General features: G+C 37.7%; 26 protein-coding genes and 1 other annotated feature. All 26 genes read left to right on the top strand.

Annotation, left to right across the window (positions count from 1 at the left end; all coding sequences use genetic code 11):
* Nucleotides 1–177: 177 nt before the first annotated feature.
* The 26 genes from ftsA (at nucleotide 178) to pyrE (ending at nucleotide 26,976) form a co-directional block, all read left to right on the top strand.
* Nucleotides 178–1,479: a cell division protein FtsA gene (ftsA, locus tag ABH955_RS08500; protein ID WP_002014731.1), complete on the top strand. Its 1,302-nt coding sequence runs from the start codon at nucleotides 178–180 to the stop codon at nucleotides 1,477–1,479.
* A 39-nt stretch (nucleotides 1,480–1,518) separates the two neighbouring features.
* On the top strand, nucleotides 1,519–2,673 hold the full coding sequence (ftsZ, locus tag ABH955_RS08495) for a cell division protein FtsZ (protein ID WP_002066873.1): 1,155 nt from the start codon (nucleotides 1,519–1,521) through the stop codon (nucleotides 2,671–2,673).
* A gap of 457 nt (nucleotides 2,674–3,130) precedes the next feature.
* Nucleotides 3,131–4,045, top strand: a complete 915-nt coding sequence (gene spoIIGA, locus ABH955_RS08490; protein WP_033707128.1) for a sigma-E processing peptidase SpoIIGA — start codon at nucleotides 3,131–3,133, stop codon at nucleotides 4,043–4,045.
* A gap of 19 nt (nucleotides 4,046–4,064) precedes the next feature.
* A complete protein-coding gene (gene sigE, locus ABH955_RS08485; protein ID WP_002128857.1) occupies nucleotides 4,065–4,784 on the top strand; it encodes an RNA polymerase sporulation sigma factor SigE in 720 nt (239 codons plus the stop codon).
* A 156-nt stretch (nucleotides 4,785–4,940) separates the two neighbouring features.
* Nucleotides 4,941–5,720: an RNA polymerase sporulation sigma factor SigG gene (gene sigG, locus ABH955_RS08480; RefSeq protein WP_002014725.1), complete on the top strand. Its 780-nt coding sequence runs from the start codon at nucleotides 4,941–4,943 to the stop codon at nucleotides 5,718–5,720.
* 286 nt (nucleotides 5,721–6,006) lie between these two features.
* Nucleotides 6,007–6,285, top strand: a complete 279-nt coding sequence (locus ABH955_RS08475) for a YlmC/YmxH family sporulation protein (protein WP_002066875.1) — start codon at nucleotides 6,007–6,009, stop codon at nucleotides 6,283–6,285.
* Between the two features lie 117 nt (nucleotides 6,286–6,402).
* Complete coding sequence (gene pgeF / locus ABH955_RS08470; protein WP_033707129.1) at nucleotides 6,403–7,212, top strand: peptidoglycan editing factor PgeF; 810 nt, start codon at nucleotides 6,403–6,405, stop codon at nucleotides 7,210–7,212.
* A 5-nt stretch (nucleotides 7,213–7,217) separates the two neighbouring features.
* Nucleotides 7,218–7,892 (top strand): YggS family pyridoxal phosphate-dependent enzyme, encoded by a 675-nt coding sequence (locus tag ABH955_RS08465; RefSeq protein ID WP_002033757.1) that lies wholly within the window; start codon nucleotides 7,218–7,220, stop codon nucleotides 7,890–7,892.
* Nucleotides 7,893–7,911: 19 nt separating this feature from the next.
* Nucleotides 7,912–8,382: a cell division protein SepF gene (locus ABH955_RS08460; RefSeq protein WP_002014721.1), complete on the top strand. Its 471-nt coding sequence runs from the start codon at nucleotides 7,912–7,914 to the stop codon at nucleotides 8,380–8,382.
* A 6-nt stretch (nucleotides 8,383–8,388) separates the two neighbouring features.
* Nucleotides 8,389–8,652 (top strand): YggT family protein, encoded by a 264-nt coding sequence (locus ABH955_RS08455; protein WP_002014720.1) that lies wholly within the window; start codon nucleotides 8,389–8,391, stop codon nucleotides 8,650–8,652.
* 15 nt (nucleotides 8,653–8,667) lie between these two features.
* Nucleotides 8,668–9,435, top strand: a complete 768-nt coding sequence (locus tag ABH955_RS08450) for a YlmH family RNA-binding protein (RefSeq protein ID WP_002033759.1) — start codon at nucleotides 8,668–8,670, stop codon at nucleotides 9,433–9,435.
* Between the two features lie 89 nt (nucleotides 9,436–9,524).
* On the top strand, nucleotides 9,525–10,031 hold the full coding sequence (gene divIVA / locus ABH955_RS08445; protein WP_001131609.1) for a septum site-determining protein DivIVA: 507 nt from the start codon (nucleotides 9,525–9,527) through the stop codon (nucleotides 10,029–10,031).
* A 51-nt stretch (nucleotides 10,032–10,082) separates the two neighbouring features.
* Nucleotides 10,083–10,307 (top strand) — a binding site (T-box leader).
* Nucleotides 10,308–10,379: 72 nt separating this feature from the next.
* Nucleotides 10,380–13,145 carry an isoleucine--tRNA ligase gene (gene ileS2 / locus ABH955_RS08440; RefSeq protein ID WP_016096212.1) on the top strand — a complete coding sequence of 922 codons (2,766 nt, stop codon included), beginning with the start codon at nucleotides 10,380–10,382 and terminating at the stop codon, nucleotides 13,143–13,145.
* Nucleotides 13,146–13,303: 158 nt separating this feature from the next.
* The gene (locus ABH955_RS08435) at nucleotides 13,304–13,633 is read left to right on the top strand and encodes a TraR/DksA C4-type zinc finger protein (RefSeq protein ID WP_404491036.1); all 330 of its coding nucleotides are present in this window, start codon (nucleotides 13,304–13,306) and stop codon (nucleotides 13,631–13,633) included.
* Between the two features lie 124 nt (nucleotides 13,634–13,757).
* Nucleotides 13,758–14,216, top strand: coding sequence for a lipoprotein signal peptidase LspA (lspA, locus tag ABH955_RS08430; RefSeq protein WP_002128849.1), 459 nt, complete (start codon nucleotides 13,758–13,760; stop codon nucleotides 14,214–14,216).
* Between the two features lie 4 nt (nucleotides 14,217–14,220).
* Nucleotides 14,221–15,129, top strand: a complete 909-nt coding sequence (locus tag ABH955_RS08425) for an RluA family pseudouridine synthase (protein ID WP_002128848.1) — start codon at nucleotides 14,221–14,223, stop codon at nucleotides 15,127–15,129.
* Nucleotides 15,130–15,333: 204 nt separating this feature from the next.
* The gene (gene pyrR, locus ABH955_RS08420) at nucleotides 15,334–15,876 is read left to right on the top strand and encodes a bifunctional pyrimidine operon transcriptional regulator/uracil phosphoribosyltransferase (RefSeq protein ID WP_001156489.1); all 543 of its coding nucleotides are present in this window, start codon (nucleotides 15,334–15,336) and stop codon (nucleotides 15,874–15,876) included.
* Nucleotides 15,877–16,022: 146 nt separating this feature from the next.
* Nucleotides 16,023–17,315, top strand: coding sequence for a uracil permease (gene uraA, locus ABH955_RS08415; RefSeq protein ID WP_404491035.1), 1,293 nt, complete (start codon nucleotides 16,023–16,025; stop codon nucleotides 17,313–17,315).
* A 147-nt stretch (nucleotides 17,316–17,462) separates the two neighbouring features.
* Nucleotides 17,463–18,377 (top strand): aspartate carbamoyltransferase, encoded by a 915-nt coding sequence (pyrB, locus tag ABH955_RS08410; protein ID WP_002128846.1) that lies wholly within the window; start codon nucleotides 17,463–17,465, stop codon nucleotides 18,375–18,377.
* A complete protein-coding gene (gene pyrC, locus ABH955_RS08405; protein ID WP_033707133.1) occupies nucleotides 18,361–19,647 on the top strand; it encodes a dihydroorotase in 1,287 nt (428 codons plus the stop codon). Before pyrB ends, pyrC begins: the two co-directional genes overlap by 17 nt.
* Nucleotides 19,644–20,741, top strand: a complete 1,098-nt coding sequence (locus tag ABH955_RS08400; protein WP_002111416.1) for a carbamoyl phosphate synthase small subunit — start codon at nucleotides 19,644–19,646, stop codon at nucleotides 20,739–20,741. The genes pyrC and ABH955_RS08400 overlap by 4 nt, the downstream gene beginning before the upstream one ends.
* Complete coding sequence (carB, locus tag ABH955_RS08395; protein WP_219303430.1) at nucleotides 20,726–23,944, top strand: carbamoyl-phosphate synthase large subunit; 3,219 nt, start codon at nucleotides 20,726–20,728, stop codon at nucleotides 23,942–23,944. The genes ABH955_RS08400 and carB overlap by 16 nt, the downstream gene beginning before the upstream one ends.
* A complete protein-coding gene (pyrK, locus tag ABH955_RS08390; protein ID WP_002088239.1) occupies nucleotides 23,941–24,720 on the top strand; it encodes a dihydroorotate oxidase B electron transfer subunit in 780 nt (259 codons plus the stop codon). The genes carB and pyrK overlap by 4 nt, the downstream gene beginning before the upstream one ends.
* Nucleotides 24,717–25,646 carry a dihydroorotate oxidase B catalytic subunit gene (gene pyrD, locus ABH955_RS08385; RefSeq protein ID WP_404445007.1) on the top strand — a complete coding sequence of 310 codons (930 nt, stop codon included), beginning with the start codon at nucleotides 24,717–24,719 and terminating at the stop codon, nucleotides 25,644–25,646. The genes pyrK and pyrD overlap by 4 nt, the downstream gene beginning before the upstream one ends.
* On the top strand, nucleotides 25,631–26,347 hold the full coding sequence (pyrF, locus tag ABH955_RS08380; protein WP_000083510.1) for an orotidine-5'-phosphate decarboxylase: 717 nt from the start codon (nucleotides 25,631–25,633) through the stop codon (nucleotides 26,345–26,347). Before pyrD ends, pyrF begins: the two co-directional genes overlap by 16 nt.
* Entirely contained in the window at nucleotides 26,344–26,976 is a 633-nt protein-coding gene (gene pyrE / locus ABH955_RS08375) for an orotate phosphoribosyltransferase (protein WP_404445011.1), read from the top strand. The genes pyrF and pyrE overlap by 4 nt, the downstream gene beginning before the upstream one ends.
* Nucleotides 26,977–26,981 lie beyond the last annotated feature (5 nt).

Raw genomic sequence — 26,981 nt, 5'->3', positions numbered from 1 at the left:
TATTTACAGGTTACTGCGATATTCTTAAATGAATGTTAAATAAAAATAAGAAAAATATAGGGTTAAAAAAGGGAAACGTATAAAGACGTTGAATATTTTTCTTATAAATAGTAAAGTTGCGATTGTTGTTCCATATATTGAGTTGTATGGTATAAATAAAGAAGGAGGTGCCAAAGAATGAACAGCAATGAAATATATGTTAGTCTTGACATCGGTACATCCAATGTTAAAGTCATCATTGGTGAAATGGTTAATGATAGCTTAAACATTATTGGTGTTGGAAACGTAAAATCAAATGGTTTGAAAAAGGGATCGATAGTTGATATAGATGAAACTGTTCGATCAATTAAAAAAGCAATTGAACAAGCTGAGCGCATGGTGGGTATCCACATTGAGCAAGTTGTAGTAGGTGTCAATGCAAACCAGGTACAGTTGCTCCCGTGTCACGGAGTAGTCGCTGTTTCAAATGAAGATCGTGAAATCGGGAATGAAGATGTCTTACGCGTTCTAGATGCAGCGCAAGTTGTGTCAATTGCTCCTGAACGTGAATTTATTGATGTGGTACCTCGACAGTTCATTGTAGACGGTCTTGACGAGATTAACGATCCACGCGGGATGATCGGTGTAAGATTAGAAATGGAAGGTACACTTATTACAGGCTCGAGAACTTTACTACATAACCTACTTCGTTGTGTAGAAAAAGCAGGTCTTGAAATTGTTGATATTTGTCTGCAACCTTTAGCGGCAGCGACAGTTGCGTTATCTTCGGATGAAAGAAATAGAGGGGTAGCACTTGTTGATATGGGTGGAGGATCTACAACCTTATCTATTTTTAAAGATGGAGAGTTGCAAGCAACGAGCGTATTGCCATTAGGTGGAGATCATATAACGAAGGATATAGCGATTGGGCTGAAAACTTCAACAGAAAATGCAGATCAAATTAAGCTGAAATATGGACATGCTTTTTATGATACAGCATCTGAAGAAGAGATGTTTACGGTTCCTATTATGGGAAGCGATCAAACAGAACAATATTCTCAGTTGGAATTATCGGATATAATAGAGGCTCGTGTAGAGGAAATTTTAATGTTTGTTCAAGATGAAGTGCATAAGTTAGGAGTAAAGCAAGCTGCTTCTGGATATGTACTAACTGGTGGGATAGCTTCTATGCCAGGTGTTCTTGATCTTGCATACGATATTTTACATGAAAATGTTCGTATAGCAACTCCTGATTATATTGGTGTTCGTGAGCCTCAATATACAAGTGGAGTTGGATTAATTAAACATTCTTATCAAAAAGCTAAATTACGTGGGAAAAATGTGCAGGAAAAGCAAGAACATTTTGAACCAGTACCAGCACCAATGCCGGTACAACAGCAACCTGCGAAACAAAAAACTCGTAATCAAAACAATACTAATCAAAATGATGACCGCATGATGTCAAAAGTAAAACGTGCATTCCGTTATTTATGGGATTAAAATTGGACACGAAAAATGAGGTTCTAGGGGGATTTCGACATGTTAGAGTTTGATACTACTCAAGATCAATTAGCGAATATAAAAGTTATCGGTGTCGGCGGTGGCGGAAACAATGCTGTAAACCGTATGATTGAACACGGTGTACAAGGTGTAGACTTTATCGCTGTGAATACTGATGCACAAGCATTAAATCTATCAAAAGCTGAAACGAAAATGCAAATTGGTGGAAAATTAACGCGTGGACTTGGTGCAGGCGCAAACCCTGAAGTAGGGAAAAAAGCTGCAGAAGAAAGTAAAGAACAGATTCAAGAAGCGCTTCGTGGCGCGGATATGGTCTTCGTAACTGCTGGTATGGGCGGCGGAACTGGAACTGGTGCAGCTCCAGTTGTTGCTCAAGTTGCAAAAGAACTAGGCGCGTTAACAGTTGGTGTTGTAACACGTCCATTTACATTTGAAGGGCGTAAACGTGCAACTCAAGCTGCATCTGGTATTGCGTCATTTAAAGAAAATGTAGATACACTTATCGTAATTCCAAATGATCGCTTATTAGAGATTGTTGATAAAAATACGCCAATGTTAGAAGCGTTCCGTGAAGCAGATAACGTATTACGTCAAGGTGTTCAAGGTATTTCTGATTTAATTGCTACACCAGGTCTAATTAACTTAGACTTTGCAGACGTAAAAACAATTATGTCTAATAGAGGTTCTGCTTTAATGGGTATCGGTTCTGGTAATGGTGAAAATCGTGCTGCTGAAGCTGCGAAAAAAGCGATTTCTAGTCCATTACTAGAAACATCTATTGATGGAGCTCAAGGTGTTATTATGAACATTACGGGCGGCGCAAACTTAAGTTTATATGAAGTACAAGAAGCAGCAGACATTGTAGCTTCAGCTTCGGATCCAGAAGTAAATATGATCTTCGGTTCTGTTATTAATGAAGGATTAAAAGATGATATCGTTGTCACTGTAATTGCAACTGGTTTTGATGATAGTGCTTCGACACAACCACCAAAACCAATTATCCGTCCGACTGCGAATCACACGCAACAGCAACAACAACCAGTAGCTCAACCTTCAAAACAACGTGAAGTTAAGCGTGAAATGAAACGTGAAGAGCCGGTTATGCATGATCGTCATACAGATTCAGATGACATCGATATTCCAGCATTCTTACGTAACCGTCGTAGACGATAAAAGAAAAGGAGCTTTCATGCTCCTTTTTTTTGTTGTCTAAATGGAAAAGATCTGCTAAGCAGATCTTTTTTTATTATTTTGCATATGGAGAGCCCAGTCCTATTTTTAAGCCATAAGCTGTGATAAATAAATTGAAACTTTAATTAATCGGGGGTGTTCATCCGAAAATGATTGTTAGCCCGACTCTCACTTAACTTCTGTACTTTTTTATAGTTGAATTTTGAGGCAGGGTCTTACTGCCCGCAAATAGCAAGATAAACTTTGTATATATATAATTCAATTATTATGTATACAAGTAAGAAATTTATATTATTCTATGAAAAATACATTTTTATTTTTTACCGACAGATTATGTCTAGAAATCACAAAATAACAAAAAAACCCCTCCACCAATTGACACACTTTCCTATTGGATATGCATTATACTAGTCTCAACTCAAAAAAAGAGGTGAATTGTTTGGTTGTTTACGCCGACATTGTTTGGTTGTTAAACGCCTGCATTGATTTTCTTTTACTTTTATTAACAGCCACCGTGTTAAAAAAGAGAATCAAAAGATGGAGGCTTGTGTTAGGGGCATTTATAGGTTCAACTATTGTTATTTTCGCCTTTACGCCTTTTGCTTCTATGATGACACATCCAATTATGAAACTATTGTACTCGTTACTTATTGTGTATACAGCATTTGGGTTTTCGACATTTAGAAATTATACACAAACTGTTTTTACTTTCTATTTTGTAACCTTTATGGTTGGTGGAGGATTAATTGGAACGCATTACTTTTTGCAAACGAACGAAATGGTAAATGGGTTAGTTCAATCTAAATCAGTTTCTTACGGTGATCCAATTAGTTGGTTGTTTGTTATTTTTGGTTTTCCAGTAATTTATTATTTTTCTAAAAAGCGTATAGAAAGCGTAGAGGTCACAAAGATACACTATGATCAAATCGTGAAAGTGAAAATTCAATTAGCTGGAGAGGAACTAGAACTAGCAGGTCTAATTGATAGTGGGAACCAACTTTATGACCCGTTAACGAAAACACCCGTTATGATTATGCATATTTCATCATTAGAACATTGTTTGCCAGCTTGGTTAACAGAACAAATTTATTCCAAAACAGAAATTCCTCAAATACCAGAAAATGATTCTGGGTGGGCGACGAAACTACGTTTAATTCCTTTCCGAGCAGTAGGAGTAGAGAATCAATTTTTATGGGCAATTAAGCCAGATTGTGTGCAAGTTCATCATGAAGGTTTGGTTGTTGTAAACAAAGTACTGATTGGATTAAATACACAACAATTATCTACCAATGGAGAGTATCAATGCATTGTACATCCGAAAATGTTGATTTCGCAAAAGATGGTAATTGCTTAATTATGAGAGGCGGGATAATATGGTGAAATTTAAATTTTATTTGGTATACCTTTGGTATAAAGTATTGCTGAAATTAGGAATTAAGACCGATGAAATTTATTATATTGGTGGAAGTGAAGCGTTGCCACCGCCGTTAACGAAAGAAGAAGAGGCAGTTCTTTTGAATAAATTACCAAATGGAGATCAAGCTGCGAGGTCGATGCTTATTGAACGTAACCTAAGGCTTGTTGTATATATAGCAAGAAAATTTGAAAATACAGGGATCAATATTGAGGATTTGATTAGTATAGGAACAATTGGTCTTATTAAGGCAGTGAATACATTTAATCCAGAAAAGAAAATTAAATTAGCAACATATGCATCTCGTTGTATAGAAAATGAAATTTTAATGCATTTGCGTCGAAATAATAAAAATCGTTCGGAAGTTTCTTTTGATGAACCGCTTAACATTGATTGGGACGGAAATGAACTGTTATTATCAGATGTTTTAGGTACAGATGATGACATTATTACAAAAGATTTAGAAGCTACTGTAGATCGTCATCTTTTAATGAAAGCATTGCATCAATTAAATGATCGTGAAAAACAAATTATGGAGCTTCGGTTTGGACTCGCTGGTGGCGAAGAGAAGACACAAAAAGATGTGGCTGATATGCTTGGGATTTCACAGTCTTATATTTCTCGTTTGGAAAAAAGAATTATAAAAAGATTACGAAAAGAATTTAATAAAATGGTGTGAAGAATAAGACCAGTCGGTATCTAGACTGGTCTTATTCTTTTTTGTGCATTAGGAAATATGATATTTGTGAAAAATGATGGAAAAACCATATGCATAAAATCTCCTTCAAAGGAAATACTTTACACTGTACAGCAACTCCCGATAGGAGGGAACACTTTGACGAGAAACAAAGTAGAAATTTGCGGTGTTGATACAGCTAAACTTCCAGTACTAAAAAATGAAGAGATGCGTAAATTATTTCGTGAAATGCAAAGTGGAGAGATAAGCGCCAGAGAGAAATTAGTGAATGGAAACTTACGTCTTGTACTGAGCGTCATCCAAAGATTTAATAACAGAGGAGAATATGTTGATGATTTATTTCAAGTTGGTTGCATTGGACTTATGAAATCCATTGATAACTTTGATTTAGGCCAAAATGTAAAGTTTTCAACGTATGCTGTGCCGATGATTATTGGAGAAATACGCAGATATTTGCGTGATAACAATCCAATTCGTGTATCTCGCTCATTACGAGATATTGCGTATAAAGCGTTGCAAGTAAGAGAAAAATTGATTGCTGAAAATTCAAAAGAACCAACAGCAATGGATATTGCGAAAGTTCTTGAAGTGACACATGAAGAAATTGTTTTTGCGTTAGATGCTATTCAAGACCCAGTTTCATTATTTGAACCGATTTATAATGATGGAGGAGATCCTATCTTTGTTATGGATCAATTAAAGGATGAAAAACAAAAGGACGAGCAGTGGGTTGAAGAACTAGCGTTGAAAGAAGGGATGAAGCGTTTAAATGATCGTGAGAAAATGATTATTCGAAAACGGTTCTTCCAAGGAAAGACACAGATGGAAGTTGCCGAAGAAATTGGGATTTCTCAAGCACAAGTATCACGTTTGGAGAAGTCTGCTATTAAGCAAATGAATAAGACGATTCAAGGATAAGGTCCTCACCAGCTATGGTGAGGCCTTTTTTATAGATAATATTTTGCGCTCATAGTAGAGTGGGGAGGTTCATATAATGAAAATAAAATGGATGTTCTATTAGTAGCGGTTATATACTGTTTATCCACTTCAAAATTCGGCTGAAGTAAGAAGAGCCGGAGCTACCCGTAAAAATCCGATTAGCATGGACTAATAATCAGTAGGGATGGGGAAAATCCCACTGATTAAGGTTTCACTTTATTTGAGAGCGTACTTACGATTTATGATATAAGGGAGAGGATGGAACATGATACGAATTTCGGATTTTCAAATGAAGGATGTTGTAAATATTTCAGATGGAAAAAGACTTGGAAATATTGGAGATATTGATTTTGATATAGACACAGGAAAGATTAGGGCAGTTATTATTTCCAAGCAGACACGTATGCTTGGACTCTTTGGAAAGGAAGTAGAATTTGTGATTCCTTGGGAGCGAATTATGAAAATTGGGGAAGATGTCATACTTGTCAGAGTAGATAATATTAATTCTGTAACAGAATCAATACAAACACCGACAATTTCATAAAGAATATTACAAATTCCTCTTTTTTTTCAGTTGTCATTATGAAAAAATAAAAGTATGGTAAAATAGACAGGAAGTACCATGCTTTTTTCTGTTATTTTAATTAAAAGGAGTCGCTTTATGAGAGAACCATTTAAATATGCGGACGGTATACTGTATTTACAAGCGTGGAAAGAACTTGGAAACATTACTGTTGGATTTACGACAAAAGATGGTGGAGTAAGTACAGGCTCCTTTCATGCGATGAATTTAGGATTACATGTGAATGATATCGTGGAGAATGTTCATGAAAACAGACGCATTTTAGCGAATAAGTTACAAAAACCATTAGAAAAATGGATTTGCTCTGAACAAGTTCATGACCATCATGTTGAGAAAGTAGGACTGCAAGAAAAAGGGAAAGGCGTTTATTCATATGAAGACGGTATTCCGAAAACGGATGGCATTTATACGACTAACAAAGATGTTCTCTTAACATCTTGTTACGCTGATTGTGTTCCGCTCTATTTTTATGCACCATCACATGATATGATAGGACTTGCGCATGCTGGGTGGAAAGGGACTGTAACAGAGATTGCGAAAGAAATGATTCAAAAGTGGAATGCAGAAGGTGTTTCAAGTGATGAAATTCATGTCGCAATTGGTCCTGCAATCGGATCATGTTGTTATGTTGTTGATGATCGTGTATTAACAGCAGCAAAGCAAGTAGTAAACGGATCTGTTCCCTATAAATTAATTTCTGATGGTCAGTATGCAATTAATTTAAAAGAAGTTAATCGTATATTATGTGTACAAGCAGGCATAAAAGAAGAACATATTGTAATGTCATCTCTTTGTACAAGCTGTGAAGAACAATTATTTTTCTCTCATCGTCGTGATCAAGGTAAGACGGGGAGAATGTTGAGTTTCATAGGTTTTAAGGAGGAGTGAAGTAAGTGACAGTGCAAGGAAATTTAGCAGATGTAAACGAAGTAATTAAAGAATCTTGTGTACGAGCTGGACGTTCGATGAAAGATATTAAGCTCGTTGCAGTTACAAAAACTGTAGGGATTGAAAAAACAAGCGAAGTAATTGAAACAGGAATTATTGATTTAGGTGAAAATAGAAATGAAGGTTTCTTACAAAAATACGAGCATTTCGGTTCAAAAGTGAATTGGCATTTTATTGGATCATTGCAAACGAGAAAAGTAAAAGAAATCATTAATGAGATTGATTATTTACATTCATTAGATCGTCTTTCGCTTGCAAAAGAAATTCAAAAACGTGCTGATAAGAAAGTTAAATGCTTTATTCAAGTGAAAACATCATCTGAAGAATCAAAGCAAGGATTGGCGATAGAAGAAACAATTTCTTTTATTCAAAGTTTGCAAGAATTGGATAAGATTGAAGTGGTAGGATTAATGACAATGGCTCCGTTTACAGGAGAAGAGGAAGAGATTCGTCGCTGCTTTAAGGAATTGCGCATGCTACAGACAGAGGTGCAGGAGCTAGAATTATTACATGCACCATGTAAAGAATTATCAATGGGAATGTCAAATGATTACACGATTGCAATTGAGGAAGGCGCTACATATATTCGTTTGGGAACGGTTTTAGTAGGAAAAGCGTAGGAGGAAGGAGAAAGTTATTATGAGTTGGTCAAAAGTAAAATACTTCTTTTTTGACACACCGGAAGAAAAAGAAGCAGCTCAATATAGTTATGAAAAGGAGCAAACAGACATGAAAAAGCAACAAGATCCCCCAGAACAACAAGATGTTCCGTTTGCGAAAGTGCAACCGAAGCAAAATGTAGTGAGTATTGAAACAGCGAAGCAATCTTCAAAAGTTGTTTTACTAGAACCACGTACATATTCGGAAGCGCAAGGCATTTCGGATCACTTAAAAGGTAGACGAGCTGTTGTAATTAATTTGCAAAGAATGTCTACAGATCAAGCTGTACGTATCGTTGACTTTTTAAGTGGTACTGTATACGCTATAGGCGGGGATATTCAAAAAATAGGCCCGAAAACATTTATGTGTACACCTGAAAATGTTGATATCGTTGGTGCGATTTCAGAGTTATTCGGTGAAGAAGAAGAGACAAATATAAAGAGGTGGTAATACGCCATGACAACAGTTTTAACAGTGTTACTTACTGCTATCGAGATTTACTCGTGGGCACTAATTATTTACATTCTCCTATCATGGTTTCCTGGCGCAAAGGAATCAGCTTTTGGAGATTTTCTTGCGCGTATTTGCGAACCGTATTTAGAGCCGTTTAGGAGGTTTATTCCACCATTTGGTATGATTGATATTTCTCCACTTGTTGCTATTGTTGCCTTGAAACTTGCTAGAGGTGGTTTAGTGAGTTTATTCAACTATTTTTTATAGTGTGAGGTTAAATACATGAGCATCTATGAGCATTTTAGACCTGATGAAGAGGTCTTTGTGGATAAAGTATTAGAGTGGAAACAGGCTGCTGAGTACCATCAAGTCAAGTTAACAGATTTTCTTGATCCAAGACAGCAACAAATTGTTTCTATGGTAATAGGGCAAGGAGATGTAGCTGTACGGTTTGATGGTGCGATGCCTGAAGCCGAACGGAAAAGAGCACTAATTTATCCAGATTATCTAGAATTAAATGAAGAGGAATTTCAAGTAGAAGTATTAGAAATTGACTATCCTTCCAAGTTTTTTACGCTAGAACATAGGCAAATATTAGGTGCATTCATGTCGCTTGGTTTAACAAGGGAAAAATGTGGTGATATTTTGCTTCAAGAAGACCGTGCCCAAATTGCAGTTGCCAAAGAAGTTGTATCGTATATTGAAATGAACTTACAATCAATAGGGAAAATGAAAGTCACACTCTCTCCTATACAAGTAGAGAAAATTTTGCGTGTAGGTGAAAAATGGGGAGAAAAATCTGGGACTGTTTCGTCACTTCGTCTAGATGTTTTATTAGCTGAAATGCTACATATATCTAGGCAGAAGGTACAGCCTCTTATAAAAGGTGGCTTAGTAAAAGTCAATTGGAAAACAGTAGAGCAAACTTCGTATGAATGTTTTCCTGGGGATGTTTTCTCGGTTAGAGGGTATGGACGAAGTAAATTATTTTCTGTAGAAGGTAAAACGAAGCGCGACAAATGGAGAGTTTTGTATGGTATACTAAAATGATTGGTTTTTTAGAAGGAAATTCTCTTATTTTGTCGAAGAAAAGATATAATTGAAAGAGGAAATTTAGATAACTACTTGGAGGTGGCGTTGTGCCGTTAACACCATTAGATATTCATAACAAAGAATTTGGTCGCGGGTTTCGTGGCTACGATGAAGATCAAGTAAATGAGTTTCTTGATCAAATCATCAAAGATTATGAATTAGTCATTCGTGAGAAAAAAGCTTTAGAAGAAAAGGTTGCACAATTAGAAGGAAAGTTAGATCATTTTTCTAATATTGAAGATACGCTGAACAAATCTATCATTGTCGCACAAGAAGCTGCTGAAGAAGTGAAGCGTAATGCACAAAAAGAAGCAAAATTAATTGTACGTGAAGCAGAAAAAAATGCAGATCGTATCATTAATGAAGCGTTAGTGAAATCAAGAAAAGTTGCTTTTGATATTGAAGAGTTGAAGAAACAAGCGAAAGTATTCCGAACTCGTTTCCGTATGTTATTAGAAACACAACTTGAAATGTTAAACAACGATGATTGGGATAAACTAATTGAATTAGAAGACGAAGTGGACGAACTGTTGAAAAAAGAAGAAACAGTGTAAGCTTGACGTTTTTCTCATTATTACATATAATTTTAAACAACATATTTATTAAGAAAAACGAAGATAGGGATAAGTACCTTTTTCATACCTTATATAGCGAACTGAGGATGGTGTAAGCTCAGGATAAGGAGATGATGGGAATATCACCCTGGAGTTCCGCGCTGAACAAATTTAGTAAGCGTAGGCGTATATTCGCGTTAAGAATATAAAGAGGACCTTATGCATTTGTATATGGTCTACTAGGGTGGTACCGCGGGAGACTTTCTCGTCCCTTTTTGGGGATGAGAGGTCTCTTTTTTATTCCCTTTTTTAAGGTCTGTCGTTTATATATTTAAGGAGGAATTGAGCATGGAGTACAAAAATACATTACTAATGCCAAAAACAGAGTTCCCAATGCGTGGGAATTTACCAAAACGTGAGCCTGCAATGCAAGAACAGTGGGCTGAAATGAATATTTATGAAAAGGTACAAGAACATACGAAAGGTCGTCCTTTATTTGTACTGCATGATGGACCTCCATATGCGAATGGTGACATTCATATGGGACATGCATTAAATAAAGTGTTAAAAGACTTTATTGTTCGTTATAAATCAATGACTGGATACTGTGCACCATATGTACCAGGTTGGGATACACACGGTTTACCGATTGAACAAGCTTTAACGAATAAAGGTGTAAAACGTAAAGAAATGACAGTTGCTGAGTTCCGTAAGTTATGCGCAGAGTATGCATATGAGCAAGTAGAACGTCAACGTGAACAATTTAAGCGTTTAGGTGTACGTGCAGATTGGGATAATCCATATATTACTTTAGAGCCAGCTTATGAAGCACAACAAATTAAAGTGTTTGGTGACATGGCGAAAAAAGGTTATATCTATAAAGGACAGAAACCAGTTTACTGGTCTCCAACGAGTGAATCAGCTTTAGCAGAAGCTGAAATTGAATACCAAGATAAAAAATCAGCATCTATTTACGTAGCATTCCCTGTAAAAGATGGAAAGAACGTATTAGAAGGTGATGAGAAATACATTATTTGGACAACAACGCCTTGGACGTTACCTGCAAACTTAGGTATTTCTGTTCACCCAGAACTTGAATATGCTATTGTGAAAGTAAATGATGAGAAATATATCATCGCTTCTGAACTATTTGAGACAGTTGCAAAAACGTTAGAGTGGGAAAATGCTGAAGTTGTGAAAACGGTAAAAGGTAGCGAACTTGAGTATACAGTTGCAAAACATCCATTCTACGATCGTGACTCATTAGTTATGCTAGGAGAGCACGTAACAACAGATGCAGGTACAGGTTGTGTTCATACAGCACCAGGGCACGGGGAAGATGACTTCGTTGTTGGTAAAAAGTATGGCTTAGAAGTACTTTGCCCAGTTGATGATAAAGGTGTATTAACAAATGAAGCACCTGGATTTGAAGGCTTATTCTATGATAAAGCTAACAAGCCAATTACGGAAAAATTAGAAGAAGTAGGCGCGTTACTGAAACTAACATTCATTACGCATTCATACCCACATGATTGGAGAACGAAAAAACCAATTATTTTCCGTGCGACAGCGCAGTGGTTTGCATCTATTGAAGCGTTCCGTAAAGAATTATTAGAAGCTGTTGCGGAAACAAAATGGGTACCAGCATGGGGAGAAACTCGTCTTCATAATATGGTTCGTGACCGTGGTGACTGGTGTATTTCTCGTCAGCGTGCATGGGGTGTGCCAATTCCTGTATTCTATGCAGAAAATGGTGATCCAATTATTACAGATGAAACAATTAATCATGTAGCAGATTTATTCCGTGAGCACGGTTCTAACGTATGGTTCGAGCGTGAAGCGAAAGATTTATTACCAGAAGGATTTACACATACAGGTAGCCCAAATGGTGAATTCCGTAAAGAAACAGACATCATGGATGTATGGTTCGATTCAGGTTCTTCTCACCAAGCGGTATTAGAAGAGCGCGAAGACTTACAACGTCCAGCTGATTTATATTTAGAAGGATCTGACCAGTATCGTGGTTGGTTTAACTCTTCATTATCAACAGCAGTTGCTGTAACTGGTAAAGCTCCATATAAAGGCGTACTAAGCCATGGTTTCGTACTAGATGGTGACGGACGTAAAATGAGTAAGTCGATTGGAAACATCGTCGTACCGAAGAAAATTATGGATCAATTAGGCGGAGACATTTTACGCTTATGGGTATCTTCTGTTGACTATCAATCTGATGTACGTATTTCAGATGATATTTTAAAACAAGTAGCAGAAGTGTATCGTAAAATTCGTAATACATTCCGTTTCTTATTAGGAAACTTAGATGATTTTAATCCAAGTGAAAATACAGTAGCGGTAGCTGAACTTCGTGAAGTAGATCGTTACATGTTAGTGAAGTTAAATGACCTAATTACAAAAGTAAAAGATGCATATGAAACATATGACTTTGCTGCTGTATATCATGCAATTCACAACTTCTGTACAATTGATCTAAGTTCATTCTACTTAGACTTTGCAAAAGACATTTTATACATTGAAGGTGCAGATCACGCGGATCGTCGTGCAATTCAAACTGTATTATATGATGTTCTTGTTGCATTAACGAAACTTGTAACGCCAATCTTACCTCATACAGCTGATGAAGTATGGCCATATGTTCCTGGTGCAGAAGAAGAAAGCGTACAGTTAACTAATATGCCAGAAGCTACAGAAGTAGAGGGTTCAGAAGCGTTAAGAGCAAAATGGGATGCATTTATGACATTACGTGATGACGTTTTAAAAGCGTTAGAAGTAGCTCGTAATGAGAAGGTAATTGGTAAGTCATTAAATGCGAGCATTACGCTATATCCGACTGCAGAAATGAAGGCTATGTTAGAGTCTATTAGCGAAGACTTAAAGCAATTATTCATCGTCTCTGAGTATAAACTTGGTGGTACAATTGAAGAAGCGCCAACAGAAGCACCAAAGTATGAGCATACAGCTGTAGTTGTAGCACAGGCGACAGGTGAGACGTGTGAACGTTGTTGGGTTGTTTCAGAAACAATTGGTAAAGATGCAGAACATGAAACATTATGTGAGCGTTGTGCAACGGTTGTTAAAGAAAATTATGTAAAATAATGAAAAAAAGCTGACTGCTCATAATAGCAGTCAGTTTTTTGTTGATGATATATCGAAATAACTTTCACTCTCTTTCCTATGAAGGAAAAATGTGTGTGAGGTAAGCGTGGAAATTTCGGACACACTAATTGTACATTGCAGCTGGGAGGAATGTACACGTGAATGAAATTTATATGGAAATAAAAGAAGAATTGCAATTGATGAGAAAAGAGTTGCAAGATAGACTGGCTAAAGAAGTAATGCACACATACTATATGGAATTTGGGCAAGAACTTGGATACGAAATAAAGGAAGAGACAAAGAAAAAATTGCTATTACATGATATAAAAGAGGATTTAAAAGATGTAGAACGTGCATTGTTTAAAATGGAAATAGATATGTACGGTATTTGTGAAGAAACTGGAAGAGCGATTTCTACAAAGCAAATGAAAACAATGCCGACTGCTCGTACTATTCGTGAATTTTTCTATGAAAAGGTAAATGTATGAATACGCACAACGATATTATGTTACCTTTTTTTAATTTATTTTATTCTTCTACAAAGGTTCATTGTGAAAAGGTAGCAGCTATGCTAAAATTTTGAGGTACACTGTCTTTGTGGGGGAAATGAAAATGATATATTATGTAATAGCGTTATTTGTCATTGCCATCGATCAAATATCGAAGTGGCTAATTGTAAAGAACATGGAATTGGGTACGAGCATTCCGATTATCGATAATGTATTATACATAACATCTCATCGAAATAGAGGAGCTGCCTGGGGTATTTTAGAAAATAAAATGTGGTTTTTCTACATTATTACAGTCATTTTCGTAGCATTTATCGTATTTTATATGAAAAAATATGCGAAAACGGACAAGCTTCTAGGTATTTCATTAGGTCTAATTTTAGGCGGAGCAATTGGCAATTTTATTGATCGTGTATTTAGACAAGAAGTAGTGGATTTCATTCACGTGTATATTTTCTCGTACAATTATCCGGTATTCAATATAGCTGACTCAGCATTATGTATTGGAGTTGTATTAATTATTATTCAAACAGTATTAGAAGGAAAGAAAGCGAAGGAGTAATTGAATGAGTGAAGTAGTACAAGTAACAGTTGCAGAAGAACAAAAAAGCGAGCGAATTGATAAATTCGTTGCAGAAATAAACAGTGAATGGTCACGTTCACAAGTGCAGCAATGGATTAAAGATGCTGTTGTGACAGTAAATGGGAAATCAGTTAAAGGGAATTATAAAGTAAAAGGAAATGATGAAATTACAGTAACAATTCCCGAGCCAGAAGAGTTAGATATTCAACCGGAAGATATGAATTTAGAAGTTTATTATGAAGATGCCGATGTACTAGTTGTAAATAAGCCGCGTGGCATGGTAGTACATCCAGCACCAGGGCATACGAAGGGTACGCTTGTAAACGGACTTATGCATCATTGTACAGACCTATCAGGTATTAACGGTGTAATGCGTCCTGGTATAGTACACCGTATTGATAAGGATACATCTGGATTATTAATGGTTGCTAAAAATGATATGGCGCATGAATCACTTGTAAATCAACTTGTAGCAAAAACGGTAACAAGACGTTATAAAGCGATTGTACATGGTGTAATTCCACATGATAAAGGAATAATTGACGCTCCAATTGGTCGTGATAAAAAAGAACGTCAAAGTATGACTGTTGATGAAAATGGTAAGAATGCAGTTACACATTTCCAAGTGTTAGAGCGATTTAAGGATTTCACACTTGTAGAATGCCGCTTAGAAACGGGACGTACACACCAAATTCGTGTTCATATGAAATATATTGGTTATCCACTTGCAGGAGATCCAAAGTATGGTCCGAAGAAAACATTAGATATGAATGGACAAGCACTTCATGCAGGGATTTTAGGTTTCGATCACCCTCGTACTGGTGAATATATTGAGTTTGAGGCACCGATTCCAGAAGTGTTTGAAGAAGCGCTAAATGTTTTACGGAAATAGTATTGACAAATCATAAGAAAACTGAGATACTGACAACAGTTAAATAATGATCCTTTAACACAGCCCCGTGAGGTTGAGAAGGTAACGGTTTGAAATACTTAGGGTATGTTGTACCCTTTTTTCAAAAGTCCTCTCGCACACGCTGAGAGGACTTTTTTTATACCATTACTCTCACGCAAGAAAAAAAGCTTGGAGGTGTAGAGCATGCAAGAGAAAGCTGTCGTTTTAGATGACCAAATGATTCGCCGCGCTTTAACACGAATTAGTCATGAAATCGTGGAACGAAATAAAGGTGTCGATAATTGTGTTCTTGTCGGAATAAAAACACGTGGAATTTTTATTGCACAACGTTTGGCAGAACGAATTGGTCAAATTGAAGGAAAAGAGATGGAAGTAGGAGAGTTAGATATTACGTTATATCGTGATGATTTAACACTACAATCGAAACATAAAGAACCACTTGTAAAAGGTTCTGATATTCCTGTAGATATTACGAAGAAAAAAGTTATCCTTGTGGATGATGTGTTATATACAGGTAGAACAGTTCGAGCAGCAATGGATGCTCTTATGGATTTAGGTAGACCATCACAAATCCAATTGGCTGTTCTTGTTGATAGAGGTCATCGTGAATTACCAATTCGCGCTGATTATGTAGGAAAGAACATTCCAACATCTAGTGAAGAGCGTATCGAAGTTGATCTGCAAGAGACAGATCAACAAGATCGAGTAAGCATATACGATAAGTAAAGCCCTTTTAAATGTAGTCCTGTGAGGCTGCCAAAGGGTCTTGGCTTTCATATGTCAAATTTGGCATACGAAAGTGTAGGACTCTTTGTGCACAGGCACAAAGAGTTTTTTTATTGCAAAAATTAAAACTGAAGGAGGATGTAACAATGGAGCAAAAGCCAGTGTTAGACATTCATGAAGTACCGAAACCGGGAAAATGGTTATTATTAAGTATACAACATTTGTTCGCGATGTTTGGATCAACAGTGCTTGTTCCGTTTTTAACAGGACTGAATCCATCAGTAGCTTTAATATCAAGTGGATTAGGAACGCTAGCGTTTCTTCTAATAACGAAAGGTCAAGTACCAGCATATTTAGGATCATCATTCGCCTTTATTGCACCAATTATTACAGCAAAAACAGCAGGTGGACCTGGAGCAGCGATGCTTGGAGGAATGCTTGCGGGACTTGTTTACATCTTAATCTCACTCGGAATTAAGAAATCTGGGTCAGAATGGATTATGAAATTACTTCCGCCAATCGTAGTTGGGCCAGTCGTAATGGTAATCGGTTTATCTTTAGCACATACAGCAGTGAACATGGCGATGAACGGTGCGGATGGTAAGTATAGCATTACACACTTTTCAGTAGCATTAGTAACATTAGCAATTACAATCATTTGCTCCATATTCGGGAGAGGATTTTTCAGTATCATACCAGTGCTACTTGGAATCATCGGCGGGTATATATTCGCTTACTTCCAAGGGCTAGTAGATTTAAAGCCAGTAGCTGAGGCAAAATGGTTTGTCATACCAGACTTCACAGTACCGTTTGTAACATATACTCCGGAGTTTTCATGGAAAATTGTACTCTTAATGGTGCCAGTTGCACTTGTAACAATTTCAGAACATATCGGACATCAAATTGTACTTGGAAATATTATTAAAAGAGATTTAATTGAAAAACCAGGTTTACATCGTTCAATCTTCGGTGATGGGATAGCAACATTGATCGCATCACTAATAGGAGGACCACCGAATACAACGTACGGTGAAAACATCGGTGTGCTAGCAATTACGAGAGCATACAGTGTATACTTATTCATCGGTTCAGCAGTGTTCGCAATCATGTTTGGATTTATCGGGAAGATTTCAGCACTGATTCATTCGATTCCAACACCAGTTATGGGTGGTGTATCAATCTTACTCTTCGGTGTAATCGCATCAAGTGGTTTACGTATGATGGTAGACGATAAAACAGACTTAGGTGACAAACGAAACTTAATGATTGCATCAGTTATACTAGTAATCGGTATTGGCGGAGCGGTACTGCACGTAGGTGAATCGTTCCAAGTGGAAGGAATGGCGTTAGCAGCAATTGTAGGTGTACTATTAAATCTACTACTACCAGAGACAAAACAAACAAATAAAACAAAACAATCTAAGCAGATTGCTTCATAAAAATAACCTTTTAATTCAGTCCTGTGAGATAGAAAAGGGTGGCTACTTTAACGCACCCTAGTCTCAAAGACTAGGGTATTTTTATACAGTTATTGTTATATAAATTCAATGGTGTTATCATAAAAAACAGAAAGATGAGGGATGACGATGAGCCATTTGTTAACGATGAGTGAATTATCGGAACAAGAAATTTCAGAAATCCTAAAAGACGCAGAAGATTTCGCGAATGGAAAAGAGAGAAAAACGACAGAGCAAACATTTGTTGCGAACTTGTTCTTTGAGAATAGTACGAGGACGAGATTTAGCTTTGAAGTTGCTGAGAAGAGATTAGGACTTGAAGTATTAGACTTTTCCGCAGATGCATCTAGCGTACAAAAAGGAGAAACTTTATACGATACGATAAGAACACTAGAATCAATCGGAACAAAAGCGGTAGTCATCCGCCATGAGCAAGATCGTTACTTCGATGAATTAAAAGATCAGGTGAATATCCCAATCTTGAACGCTGGAGATGGATGTGGAAATCATCCAACGCAATGTCTACTCGATCTTCTAACAATTAAACAAGAGTTTGGAAGATTTGAAGGTTTGAAGATTGCAATAGTTGGGGATGTTCGTCATAGCCGAGTAGCACGTTCTAATGCAGAAGCATTAACGAAACTGGGCGCGACAATTTACTTTGCAAGCCCAGAAGAGTGGAAAGATGAAGAGAACACATTTGGAACGTACAAGAGTTTAGATGAACTTGTTCCAGAAGTGGATGTGATGATGTTACTTCGTGTACAACATGAGCGTCATGACCATTATGAAACAGACATTATGAAAGAGTATCACGAGCAACATGGGTTAACAGTTGAAAGAGAAAAACGTATGAAAGAAGGAAGCATTATTATGCATCCAGCCCCTGTAAACCGTGATGTTGAAATTGCAAGTGAACTTGTCGAGTGTGAACGCTCACGCATATTCAAGCAAATGGAAAACGGGGTCTACGTAAGAATGGCTGTACTAAAACGCGCATTACCAAATGTATTAGGAGGAATGAAACATGAATTATTTGTTTAAAAATGGTCGTTATATGAATGAAGAAGGAACAATTGTAGCAACAGATCTTCTCGTACAAGACGGTAAAATTGCGAAGGTAGCAGAAAATATTACGGCAGATAATGCTGAAGTAATCGATGTAAATGGAAAGTTAATCGCACCTGGATTAGTAGATGTGCACGTTCATCTTCGTGAACCAGGTGGTGAACATAAAGAAACAATTGAAACAGGAACACTTGCAGCAGCAAAAGGTGGATTTACTACAATTTGCGCAATGCCAAACACACGCCCAGTACCAGATTGTAAAGAACATATGGAAGACCTGCAAAAGCGTATTAAAGAAAAAGCACATGTAAATGTATTACCATATGGAGCAATTACAGTACGTCAAGCAGGTTCTGAAATGACCGATTTTGAAACGTTAAAAGAACTTGGAGCGTTTGCTTTCACTGATGATGGCGTAGGCGTGCAAGATGCAAGCATGATGTTAGCTGCAATGAAGCGTGCATCGAAATTAAATATGGCAGTTGTTGCACACTGTGAAGAGAACACACTTATTAATAAAGGTTGTGTACATGAAGGGAAGTTTTCTGAGAAACATGGATTAAACGGTATCCCATCAGTATGTGAATCCGTACATATTGCCCGGGACATCTTACTTGCGGAAGCTGCAAATTGTCACTACCACGTATGTCACGTAAGTACAAAAGGATCTGTACGTGTAATCCGTGACGCGAAACGTGCTGGAATTAAGGTGACAGCAGAAGTAACACCGCATCACTTAGTATTATGTGAAGATGATATCCCATCGGCTGATCCTAACTTTAAAATGAATCCACCGCTTCGAGGAAAAGAAGATCATGCAGCGTTAATTGAAGGACTATTAGATGGAACAATTGATATGATCGCAACTGACCATGCACCGCATACTGCAGAAGAGAAAGCACAAGGGATTGAAAGAGCACCGTTCGGAATTACTGGTTTTGAAACAGCATTCCCGCTTTTATATACGAACCTTGTGAAAAAAGGAATCATTACATTAGAGCAACTGATTCAATTCTTAACAGAAAAACCGGCTGACACATTCGGTTTAGAAGCAGGGCGCCTAACAGAAGGTAGAACAGCTGATATTACAATTATCGATTTAGAACAAGAAGAAGAAATTGATCCAACAACATTCTTATCAAAAGGAAAAAATACACCATTCGCAGGTTGGAAATGCCAAGGTTGGCCGGTTATGACAATCGTTGGTGGTAAGATCGCATGGCAAAAGGAGAGTGCATTAGTATGAAAAGACAACTTATCTTAGAAGATGGAACAGTATTAATTGGAAAAGGTTTCGGAGGAGAAATCGAAAAGTCAGGTGAGGTTGTATTTACAACTGGGATGACTGGATATCAAGAAACTTTATCTGATCCATCATACTGTGGTCAAATCGTAACATTTACGTATCCATTAATCGGAAACTACGGCATTAACCGTGATGATTTTGAATCAATTCACCCATCTGTAAATGGTTTAATCGTAAACGAAATTTGTGATCACCCATCAAACTTCCGTAATGAAATTTCGCTAAATGATTACTTGAAAGAAAGAAATATCCCAGGATTAGCAGGAATTGATACGAGAAAATTAACAAGAAAAATTCGTCAATATGGAACTTTACGCGGACGTCTTTGCAATATGGATGTGGATGTAGAGGACATCGTTAGCCAATTGAAAGCAACTGTCTTTACAGATCATGTGAAACGCGTATCAACAAAAGATCCATATCCAAGTCCAGGCCGTGGACACCGAGTTGTACTTGTAGACTTCGGAATGAAACATGGTATTTTACGAGAATTAAATAAGCGTGATTGTGATGTAATTGTTGTACCTTACAATACAACAGCAGAAGAAATTCTACGCCTTAGCCCAGATGGAATTATGTTAAGTAATGGACCTGGGGACCCGAAAGATGTACCAGAAGCAATTGAAATGTTAAAAGAAATTATTGGTAAAGTTCCTTTATTCGGGATTTGCCTAGGACATCAATTGTTCGCCCTGGCATCTGGTGCGAATACAAGTAAGTTAAAATTCGGTCACCGTGGTTTAAATCATCCAGTAAAAAATCTTGCAACTGGAAAAGTGGCAATTACATCTCAAAACCATGGTTACGCAGTAGAAGAAGAATCAGTTGGAAATACAGAACTGGAAATTACACATGTTGCTTTAAATGATGGAACAGTAGAAGGTCTTCGTCATACGAAGTTCCCAGCATTTACAGTGCAATACCATCCAGAAGCTTCTGCAGGACCAGAAGATGCAAATGATTTATTCGAAGATTTCTTAGCAATGATTGAAAACTTCAAGAAAGAAGGGGAAGAGTTATGCCAAAACGCCTAGACATTAACACAATTTTAGTAATCGGATCAGGACCAATTGTAATTGGGCAAGCAGCAGAGTTTGATTACTCTGGTACACAAGCTTGTCAATCTCTTAGAGAAGAAGGTTACAAAGTAATCCTTGTTAACTCTAACCCAGCAACAATTATGACAGATACTGCAACAGCAGATAAAGTATATATAGAACCATTAACATTAGAATTCGTAAGCCGTATCATTCGTAAAGAACGTCCAGATGCACTCTTACCAACATTAGGTGGTCAAACAGGCCTAAACATGGCTGTTGAACTTGCGAAATCAGGCATACTTGAAGAGTGCGGAGTTGAAATTTTAGGAACAAAATTATCAGCAATCGAGCAAGCCGAGGATCGTGATTTATTCCGTACATTAATGCAGGAATTAAATGAACCAATTCCATCTAGCACGATTATTCATACGCTGGAAGAAGCACATGAATTTGTAAAAGAAATTGGTTATCCAGTTATTGTTCGCCCAGCATTTACAATGGGGGGAACAGGTGGCGGAATCTGTAATAATGAAGAAGAACTAATTGAAATCGTATCAGGTGGATTAAAACATAGTCCAGTAACACAATGTTTATTAGAAAAGAGTATTGCCGGTTGTAAGGAAATTGAATATGAAGTAATGCGTGATTCGAATGATAACGCGATTGTAGTATGTAACATGGAAAATATCGATCCGGTTGGGGTTCACACAGGTGATTCTATCGTTGTAGCACCGAGCCAAACATTAAGTGACCGTGAGTATCAAATGTTACGAAACACTTCATTAAGAATTATTCGTGCATTAGGAATTGAAGGTGGATGTAACGTTCAGCTTGCACTTGATCCACATAGCTTCCAATACTATGTAATCGAAGTAAACCCGCGTGTGAGTCGTTCGTCTGCACTAGCATCTAAAGCAACTGGATATCCAATTGCGAAGCTAGCGGCGAAAATTGCAGTTGGTTTAACATTAGATGAAATTATAAACCCAGTAACACAAAAAACATACGCTTGCTTCGAGCCAGCATTAGACTATGTTGTTTCAAAAATTCCACGTTGGCCATTTGATAAGTTTGAATCAGCAAACAGAACACTTGGTACACAAATGAAGGCAACTGGTGAAGTTATGTCAATTGGACGTAACTTAGAACAATCATTATTAAAAGCGATCCGTTCTTTAGAGCTTGGCGTTTATCACCTAGAGTTAGACCACTTAAAAGAGCTTGATAAAGAAACTATGAAAAAGCGTATTATAAAAGCTGATGACGAGCGTCTGTTCGTTGTAGCAGAAGCGATCCGTCAAGGTGTAACGAAAGAAGAAATCAACGAATGGTGTGAAATGGACTTCTTCTTCTTACAAAAAGTTGAAAATATCGTAAACATGGAACGCGAAGTAAAAGCGAATGTAGGAAATATGGAAGTGTTACAATCTGCGAAAGAAATGGGCTTCAGTGACCATTACATCGCCAATGCTTGGAACAAAACAGAGCGTGAAATTTACGATATGCGTAAAGAAAGCAATATGACTCCTGTTTATAAGATGGTAGATACTTGTGCGGCAGAGTTTGAATCTGCAACACCATACTACTACAGCACATATGGTGACGAGAATGAATCGATTGTAACAGATCGTAAGAGTGTAGTTGTACTAGGATCTGGTCCAATCCGTATTGGTCAAGGTGTTGAGTTTGATTATGCAACAGTTCACTCTGTATGGGCAATAAAAGAAGCTGGGTATGAGGCAATCATTGTTAATAACAACCCAGAAACAGTTTCAACAGACTTCAGTATTTCTGACAAATTATACTTTGAACCATTAACAATCGAAGATGTAATGCACATTATCGATTTAGAAAAGCCAGAAGGTGTTATCGTCCAATTCGGTGGACAAACGGCAATTAACTTAGCGGCTAAATTAGAAGCACACGGTGTGAAAATTTTAGGAACATCACTTGAAGATTTAGACCGTGCAGAAGATCGTGATAAGTTTGAAGCAGCTTTAACAAAGCTTGGTATCCCGCAACCAGTTGGTAAAACAGCAACGACTGTAGAGCAAGCAGTAGCGATCGCTGACAAAATTGGTTACCCAGTATTAGTAAGACCATCTTACGTACTAGGTGGACGTGCGATGGAAATCGTATATCGTCAAGAAGAATTACTGCACTACATGAAAAATGCGGTTAAAGTTCACGCAGATCACCCAGTATTAATCGACCGTTATATGGTTGGTAAAGAAATTGAAGTAGATGCAATTTCAGACGGTGAGAATGTATTCATTCCAGGTATTATGGAACATATCGAACGCGCTGGAGTTCACTCTGGGGATTCAATTGGAGTATATCCACCACAGAGCTTATCTGAAAAACTAAAAGAACAAATTATTGAGCATACAATTGGGCTTGGAAAAGGTTTAAACATTGTTGGATTACTAAACATTCAGTTTGTAGTATTCAAAGATGAAGTGTATGTAATTGAAGTAAATCCACGTGCGAGCCGTACAGTACCATTCTTAAGTAAAATTACAGGCGTACCGATGGCAAATATCGCAACGAAAGTTATTTTAGGTCAAAACCTTGTAGAACAAGGATATGGAACTGGCTATCACCCAGAAGAGAAGGAAGTGTATGTAAAAGCACCGGTATTCTCATTTGCGAAACTACGCTCAGTTGATACAACATTAGGGCCTGAAATGAAATCAACAGGGGAAGTAATGGGTAAAGATTTAACGCTTGAAAAAGCATTATATAAAGGACTTGTTGCTTCAGGAATTAACATTCCAACGCACGGATCAGTAATCATCACTGTAGCGGATAAAGATAAAGAAGAAGCGCTGGAAATCGCAAAACGCTTCCATGAAATCGGCTATAACTTATTAGCAACAGCAGGAACAGCACAATCGCTAACAGAACAAAACATTCCGGTGCAAGTTGTAAACAAAATTGATTCTGAAGACTACAACTTACTTGATATTATTCGTCAAGGGAAAGCACAGTTTGTAATCAATACATTAACAAAAGGCAAACAACCAGCGCGTGATGGTTTCCGCATTCGCCGTGAATCAGTAGAAAATGGTGTGGCCTGCTTAACATCACTTGATACAACGAGAGCAATCTTGGGAGTATTAGAATCTATGACATTCTCAGCTCATTCAATGAAAGAAATTACGCAAACGAAGCGTCACGAGGTGGTACATGCATGATGCAAAAGCAAAATATGATCGTCGTTAACCAAAAAGAAATCGCAAAAAACATTTACGAATTAGTGCTTCAAGGGGATTTAGTGCAGCAAATGAACGATCCAGGGCAGTTTGTACACATTAAGGTAGCAGAGGGCATTACGCCCCTTCTGCGCCGCCCAATTAGTATTTGTAATGTCGATCAAGACAAGAACGAATTTACAATGCTATATCGTGCGGAAGGACAAGGGACAAAAACATTAGCGAAAAGAAAACAAGGTGAACTTGTAGATGTGTTAGGACCACTTGGTCATGGATTTCCTGTAGAAGAAGCGGAATCTGGACAAACGGCTCTATTAGTTGGTGGAGGAATTGGTGTACCACCACTATATGAATTGTCACAGCGTCTTGTAGCAAAAGGAGTACGCGTTATTCACATCTTAGGTTTCCAAACGAAAGATGTTGTCTTCTATGAAGAGAAATTCGCAGAACTTGGTGATACGTATGTTGCAACTGTTGATGGTACACATGGTACAAAAGGGTTTGTAACAGATGTAATCGATAGCTATGGAATTGACTTTGACATTCTCTACTCATGTGGACCTTTAGCGATGCTTCGTGCATTAGAAGGACGCTATAAGGAGAGAAAAGCCTACATTTCATTAGAAGAACGTATGGGCTGTGGTATCGGAGCATGTTTCGCATGTGTATGCCATTTGCAAGCAGATCCGAGTGGACATTCTTACAAGAAGGTGTGTAGCGACGGACCAGTATTTCCAATCGGGGAGGTTGTACTATGAACAGATTGCAAGTTGAATTACCAGGGTTATCATTAAAAAATCCAATCATCCCAGCATCTGGTTGCTTCGGATTTGGTCGTGAGTATGCACAGTTCTATGATTTAAGTGTACTTGGATCAATTATGATTAAAGCGACAACAGAACAACCTCGTTATGGAAACCCAACGCCTCGTGTTGCTGAAACACCAGGCGGAATGCTAAATGCAATCGGGCTTCAAAATCCTGGATTAGAAAAGGTAATGAATTCTGAATTACCTTTTCTCGAGCAATTTGATCTTCCGATTATTGCAAACGTTGCGGGTTCACAAGCTGAGGATTACGTAGCGGTTGCGAAGGCGATTTCAAAGGCACCTAATGTTCATGCGCTAGAATTAAATATTTCTTGTCCAAACGTAAAAACGGGTGGTATCGCTTTTGGTACAAATCCTGAAATTGCTGCTGATTTAACGAAGCGAGTAAAAGAGGTTTCTGAAGTACCGGTATATGTGAAATTGTCACCGAACGTGGCAAACATTGTGGAAATTGCAAAAGCAATTGAAAATGCGGGTGCGGACGGTTTAACGATGATTAATACATTGCTTGGTATGCGTCTAGATTTAAAAACTGCAAAACCAATTTTAGCAAACCGTACGGGCGGACTATCAGGGCCTGCGATTAAGCCAGTAGCAATTCGTATGGTACATGAAGTAAGTCAAGCGGTTAACATTCCGATCATCGGAATGGGTGGTATTGAAACAGCGGAAGATGTAATTGAATTCTTCTATGCTGGCGCAAGCGCGGTTGCAGTTGGAACGGCGAACTTTATCAATCCGTTCGTATGTCCGACAATTATTGAAGAATTACCAGCATTACTAGATGAATTAGGATTTGATCATATTTCGGAATGTCAAGGAAGGAGCTGGAAGCAAACATGTCACAGTCGTTAATCGTTGCACTAGATTTTCCAGGGAAACAAGAGGTAGAACAATTCTTACACCACTTTGAAGGGGAAGAGTTATTTGTCAAAGTTGGTATGGAGTTGTTTTACAAAGAAGGTCCTGCAATTATTACGTACTTAAAAGAAAAAGGACATAAAATCTTCCTAGATTTAAAACTTCATGATATTCCGAATACGGTAAAAAGCGCTATGCGTAGCCTAGCTAGTCTAGATGTAGATATGGTAAATGTTCATGCTGCAGGGGGAAGCAGTATGATGAAAGCTGCGATTGAGGGATTAGAGGAAGGTAAGCAAGAAGGAAAAGAGAGACCGATTTGTATTGCCGTTACACAATTAACAAGCACTTCGGAAGCTATGATGAAAAAAGAGATTGGCATTGAGAAAACGTTAGAAGAAGCGGTTGCTCATTATGCAAAATTAACGAAAGAAAGTGGACTTGATGGAGTTGTTTGTTCAACACTTGAAGTACCAAAATTACGTGAAGTATGCGGAAATGAATTTGTAACAGTAACACCGGGGATTCGTCTTGCAAGCGATGATGTAAATGACCAAGTGCGCGTAGCAACACCGAAACGTGCGAGGGAACTTGGTTCAAGTTACATCGTAGTTGGACGTAGTATTACAAAAGCAGAAAATCCGCTTGAAGCGTATAAAACAGTAAAACAACAGTGGGAAGGTGTAACAGTATGAAAAAAGAAATCGCATCGCATTTATTAGAAATTGGAGCAGTATTTTTACAACCGAATGACCCATTTACTTGGTCTTCTGGTATAAAATCACCAATTTATTGTGATAATCGCTTAACTTTATCTTATCCAAAAGTACGCCAAGCGATTGCAGCTGGATTAGAAGAGTTAATTAAAGAGCACTTCCCAACTGTAGAAGTTATTGCAGGAACAGCAACTGCTGGTATTGCGCACGCTGCATGGGTAAGCGATCGTATGGATTTACCAATGTGCTACGTGCGTAGTAAAGCAAAAGGTCACGGTAAAGGGAACCAAATCGAAGGAAAAGCTGAAAAAGGTCAAAAAGTAGTAGTAGTAGAAGACTTAATTTCAACTGGCGGTAGTGCAATTACATGTGTAGAAGCACTTCGCGAAGCTGGCTGTGAAGTATTAGGAATCGCATCAATCTTCACATACGAGCTTGAGTCAGGAAAAGAGAAACTAGAAGCAGCAAACGTAGCATCATATTCTTTAAGTGATTACAGTGCATTAACTGAAGTTGCAGCAGAAAAAGGTATGATCGGACAAGCTGAAACGAAAAAATTACAAGAGTGGCGGAAAAATCCAGCTAATGAAGCTTGGATCACAGCGTAACACGA

The sequence above is a fragment of the Bacillus sp. RC240 genome (assembly GCF_044907945.1).
Lineage (GTDB): Bacteria > Bacillota > Bacilli > Bacillales > Bacillaceae_G > Bacillus_A > Bacillus_A mycoides.
The sequence above is the reverse complement of the archived record's forward strand: the minus strand, read 5'-3'. Positions and strand labels throughout refer to the sequence as shown.

Bases quoted from the DNA above. Each gene is read 5' to 3' on its own strand.
- ftsA (WP_002014731.1), top strand. From the start codon at position 178: ATGAACAGCAATGAAATATATGTTAGTCTTGACATCGGTACATCCAAT.
- ftsZ (WP_002066873.1), top strand. From the start codon at position 1,519: ATGTTAGAGTTTGATACTACTCAAGATCAATTAGCGAATATAAAAGTT.
- sigE (WP_002128857.1), top strand. From the start codon at position 4,065: ATGGTGAAATTTAAATTTTATTTGGTATACCTTTGGTATAAAGTATTG.
- ABH955_RS08475 (WP_002066875.1), top strand. From the start codon at position 6,007: ATGATACGAATTTCGGATTTTCAAATGAAGGATGTTGTAAATATTTCA.
- pgeF (WP_033707129.1), top strand. From the start codon at position 6,403: ATGAGAGAACCATTTAAATATGCGGACGGTATACTGTATTTACAAGCG.
- ABH955_RS08460 (WP_002014721.1), top strand. From the start codon at position 7,912: ATGAGTTGGTCAAAAGTAAAATACTTCTTTTTTGACACACCGGAAGAA.
- ABH955_RS08455 (WP_002014720.1), top strand. From the start codon at position 8,389: ATGACAACAGTTTTAACAGTGTTACTTACTGCTATCGAGATTTACTCG.
- ABH955_RS08450 (WP_002033759.1), top strand. From the start codon at position 8,668: ATGAGCATCTATGAGCATTTTAGACCTGATGAAGAGGTCTTTGTGGAT.
- ileS2 (WP_016096212.1), top strand. From the start codon at position 10,380: ATGGAGTACAAAAATACATTACTAATGCCAAAAACAGAGTTCCCAATG.
- lspA (WP_002128849.1), top strand. From the start codon at position 13,758: ATGATATATTATGTAATAGCGTTATTTGTCATTGCCATCGATCAAATA.
- ABH955_RS08425 (WP_002128848.1), top strand. From the start codon at position 14,221: ATGAGTGAAGTAGTACAAGTAACAGTTGCAGAAGAACAAAAAAGCGAG.
- pyrR (WP_001156489.1), top strand. From the start codon at position 15,334: ATGCAAGAGAAAGCTGTCGTTTTAGATGACCAAATGATTCGCCGCGCT.
- uraA (WP_404491035.1), top strand. From the start codon at position 16,023: ATGGAGCAAAAGCCAGTGTTAGACATTCATGAAGTACCGAAACCGGGA.
- pyrB (WP_002128846.1), top strand. From the start codon at position 17,463: ATGAGCCATTTGTTAACGATGAGTGAATTATCGGAACAAGAAATTTCA.
- pyrC (WP_033707133.1), top strand. From the start codon at position 18,361: ATGAATTATTTGTTTAAAAATGGTCGTTATATGAATGAAGAAGGAACA.
- ABH955_RS08400 (WP_002111416.1), top strand. From the start codon at position 19,644: ATGAAAAGACAACTTATCTTAGAAGATGGAACAGTATTAATTGGAAAA.
- carB (WP_219303430.1), top strand. From the start codon at position 20,726: ATGCCAAAACGCCTAGACATTAACACAATTTTAGTAATCGGATCAGGA.
- pyrK (WP_002088239.1), top strand. From the start codon at position 23,941: ATGATGCAAAAGCAAAATATGATCGTCGTTAACCAAAAAGAAATCGCA.
- pyrD (WP_404445007.1), top strand. From the start codon at position 24,717: ATGAACAGATTGCAAGTTGAATTACCAGGGTTATCATTAAAAAATCCA.
- pyrF (WP_000083510.1), top strand. From the start codon at position 25,631: ATGTCACAGTCGTTAATCGTTGCACTAGATTTTCCAGGGAAACAAGAG.
- pyrE (WP_404445011.1), top strand. From the start codon at position 26,344: ATGAAAAAAGAAATCGCATCGCATTTATTAGAAATTGGAGCAGTATTT.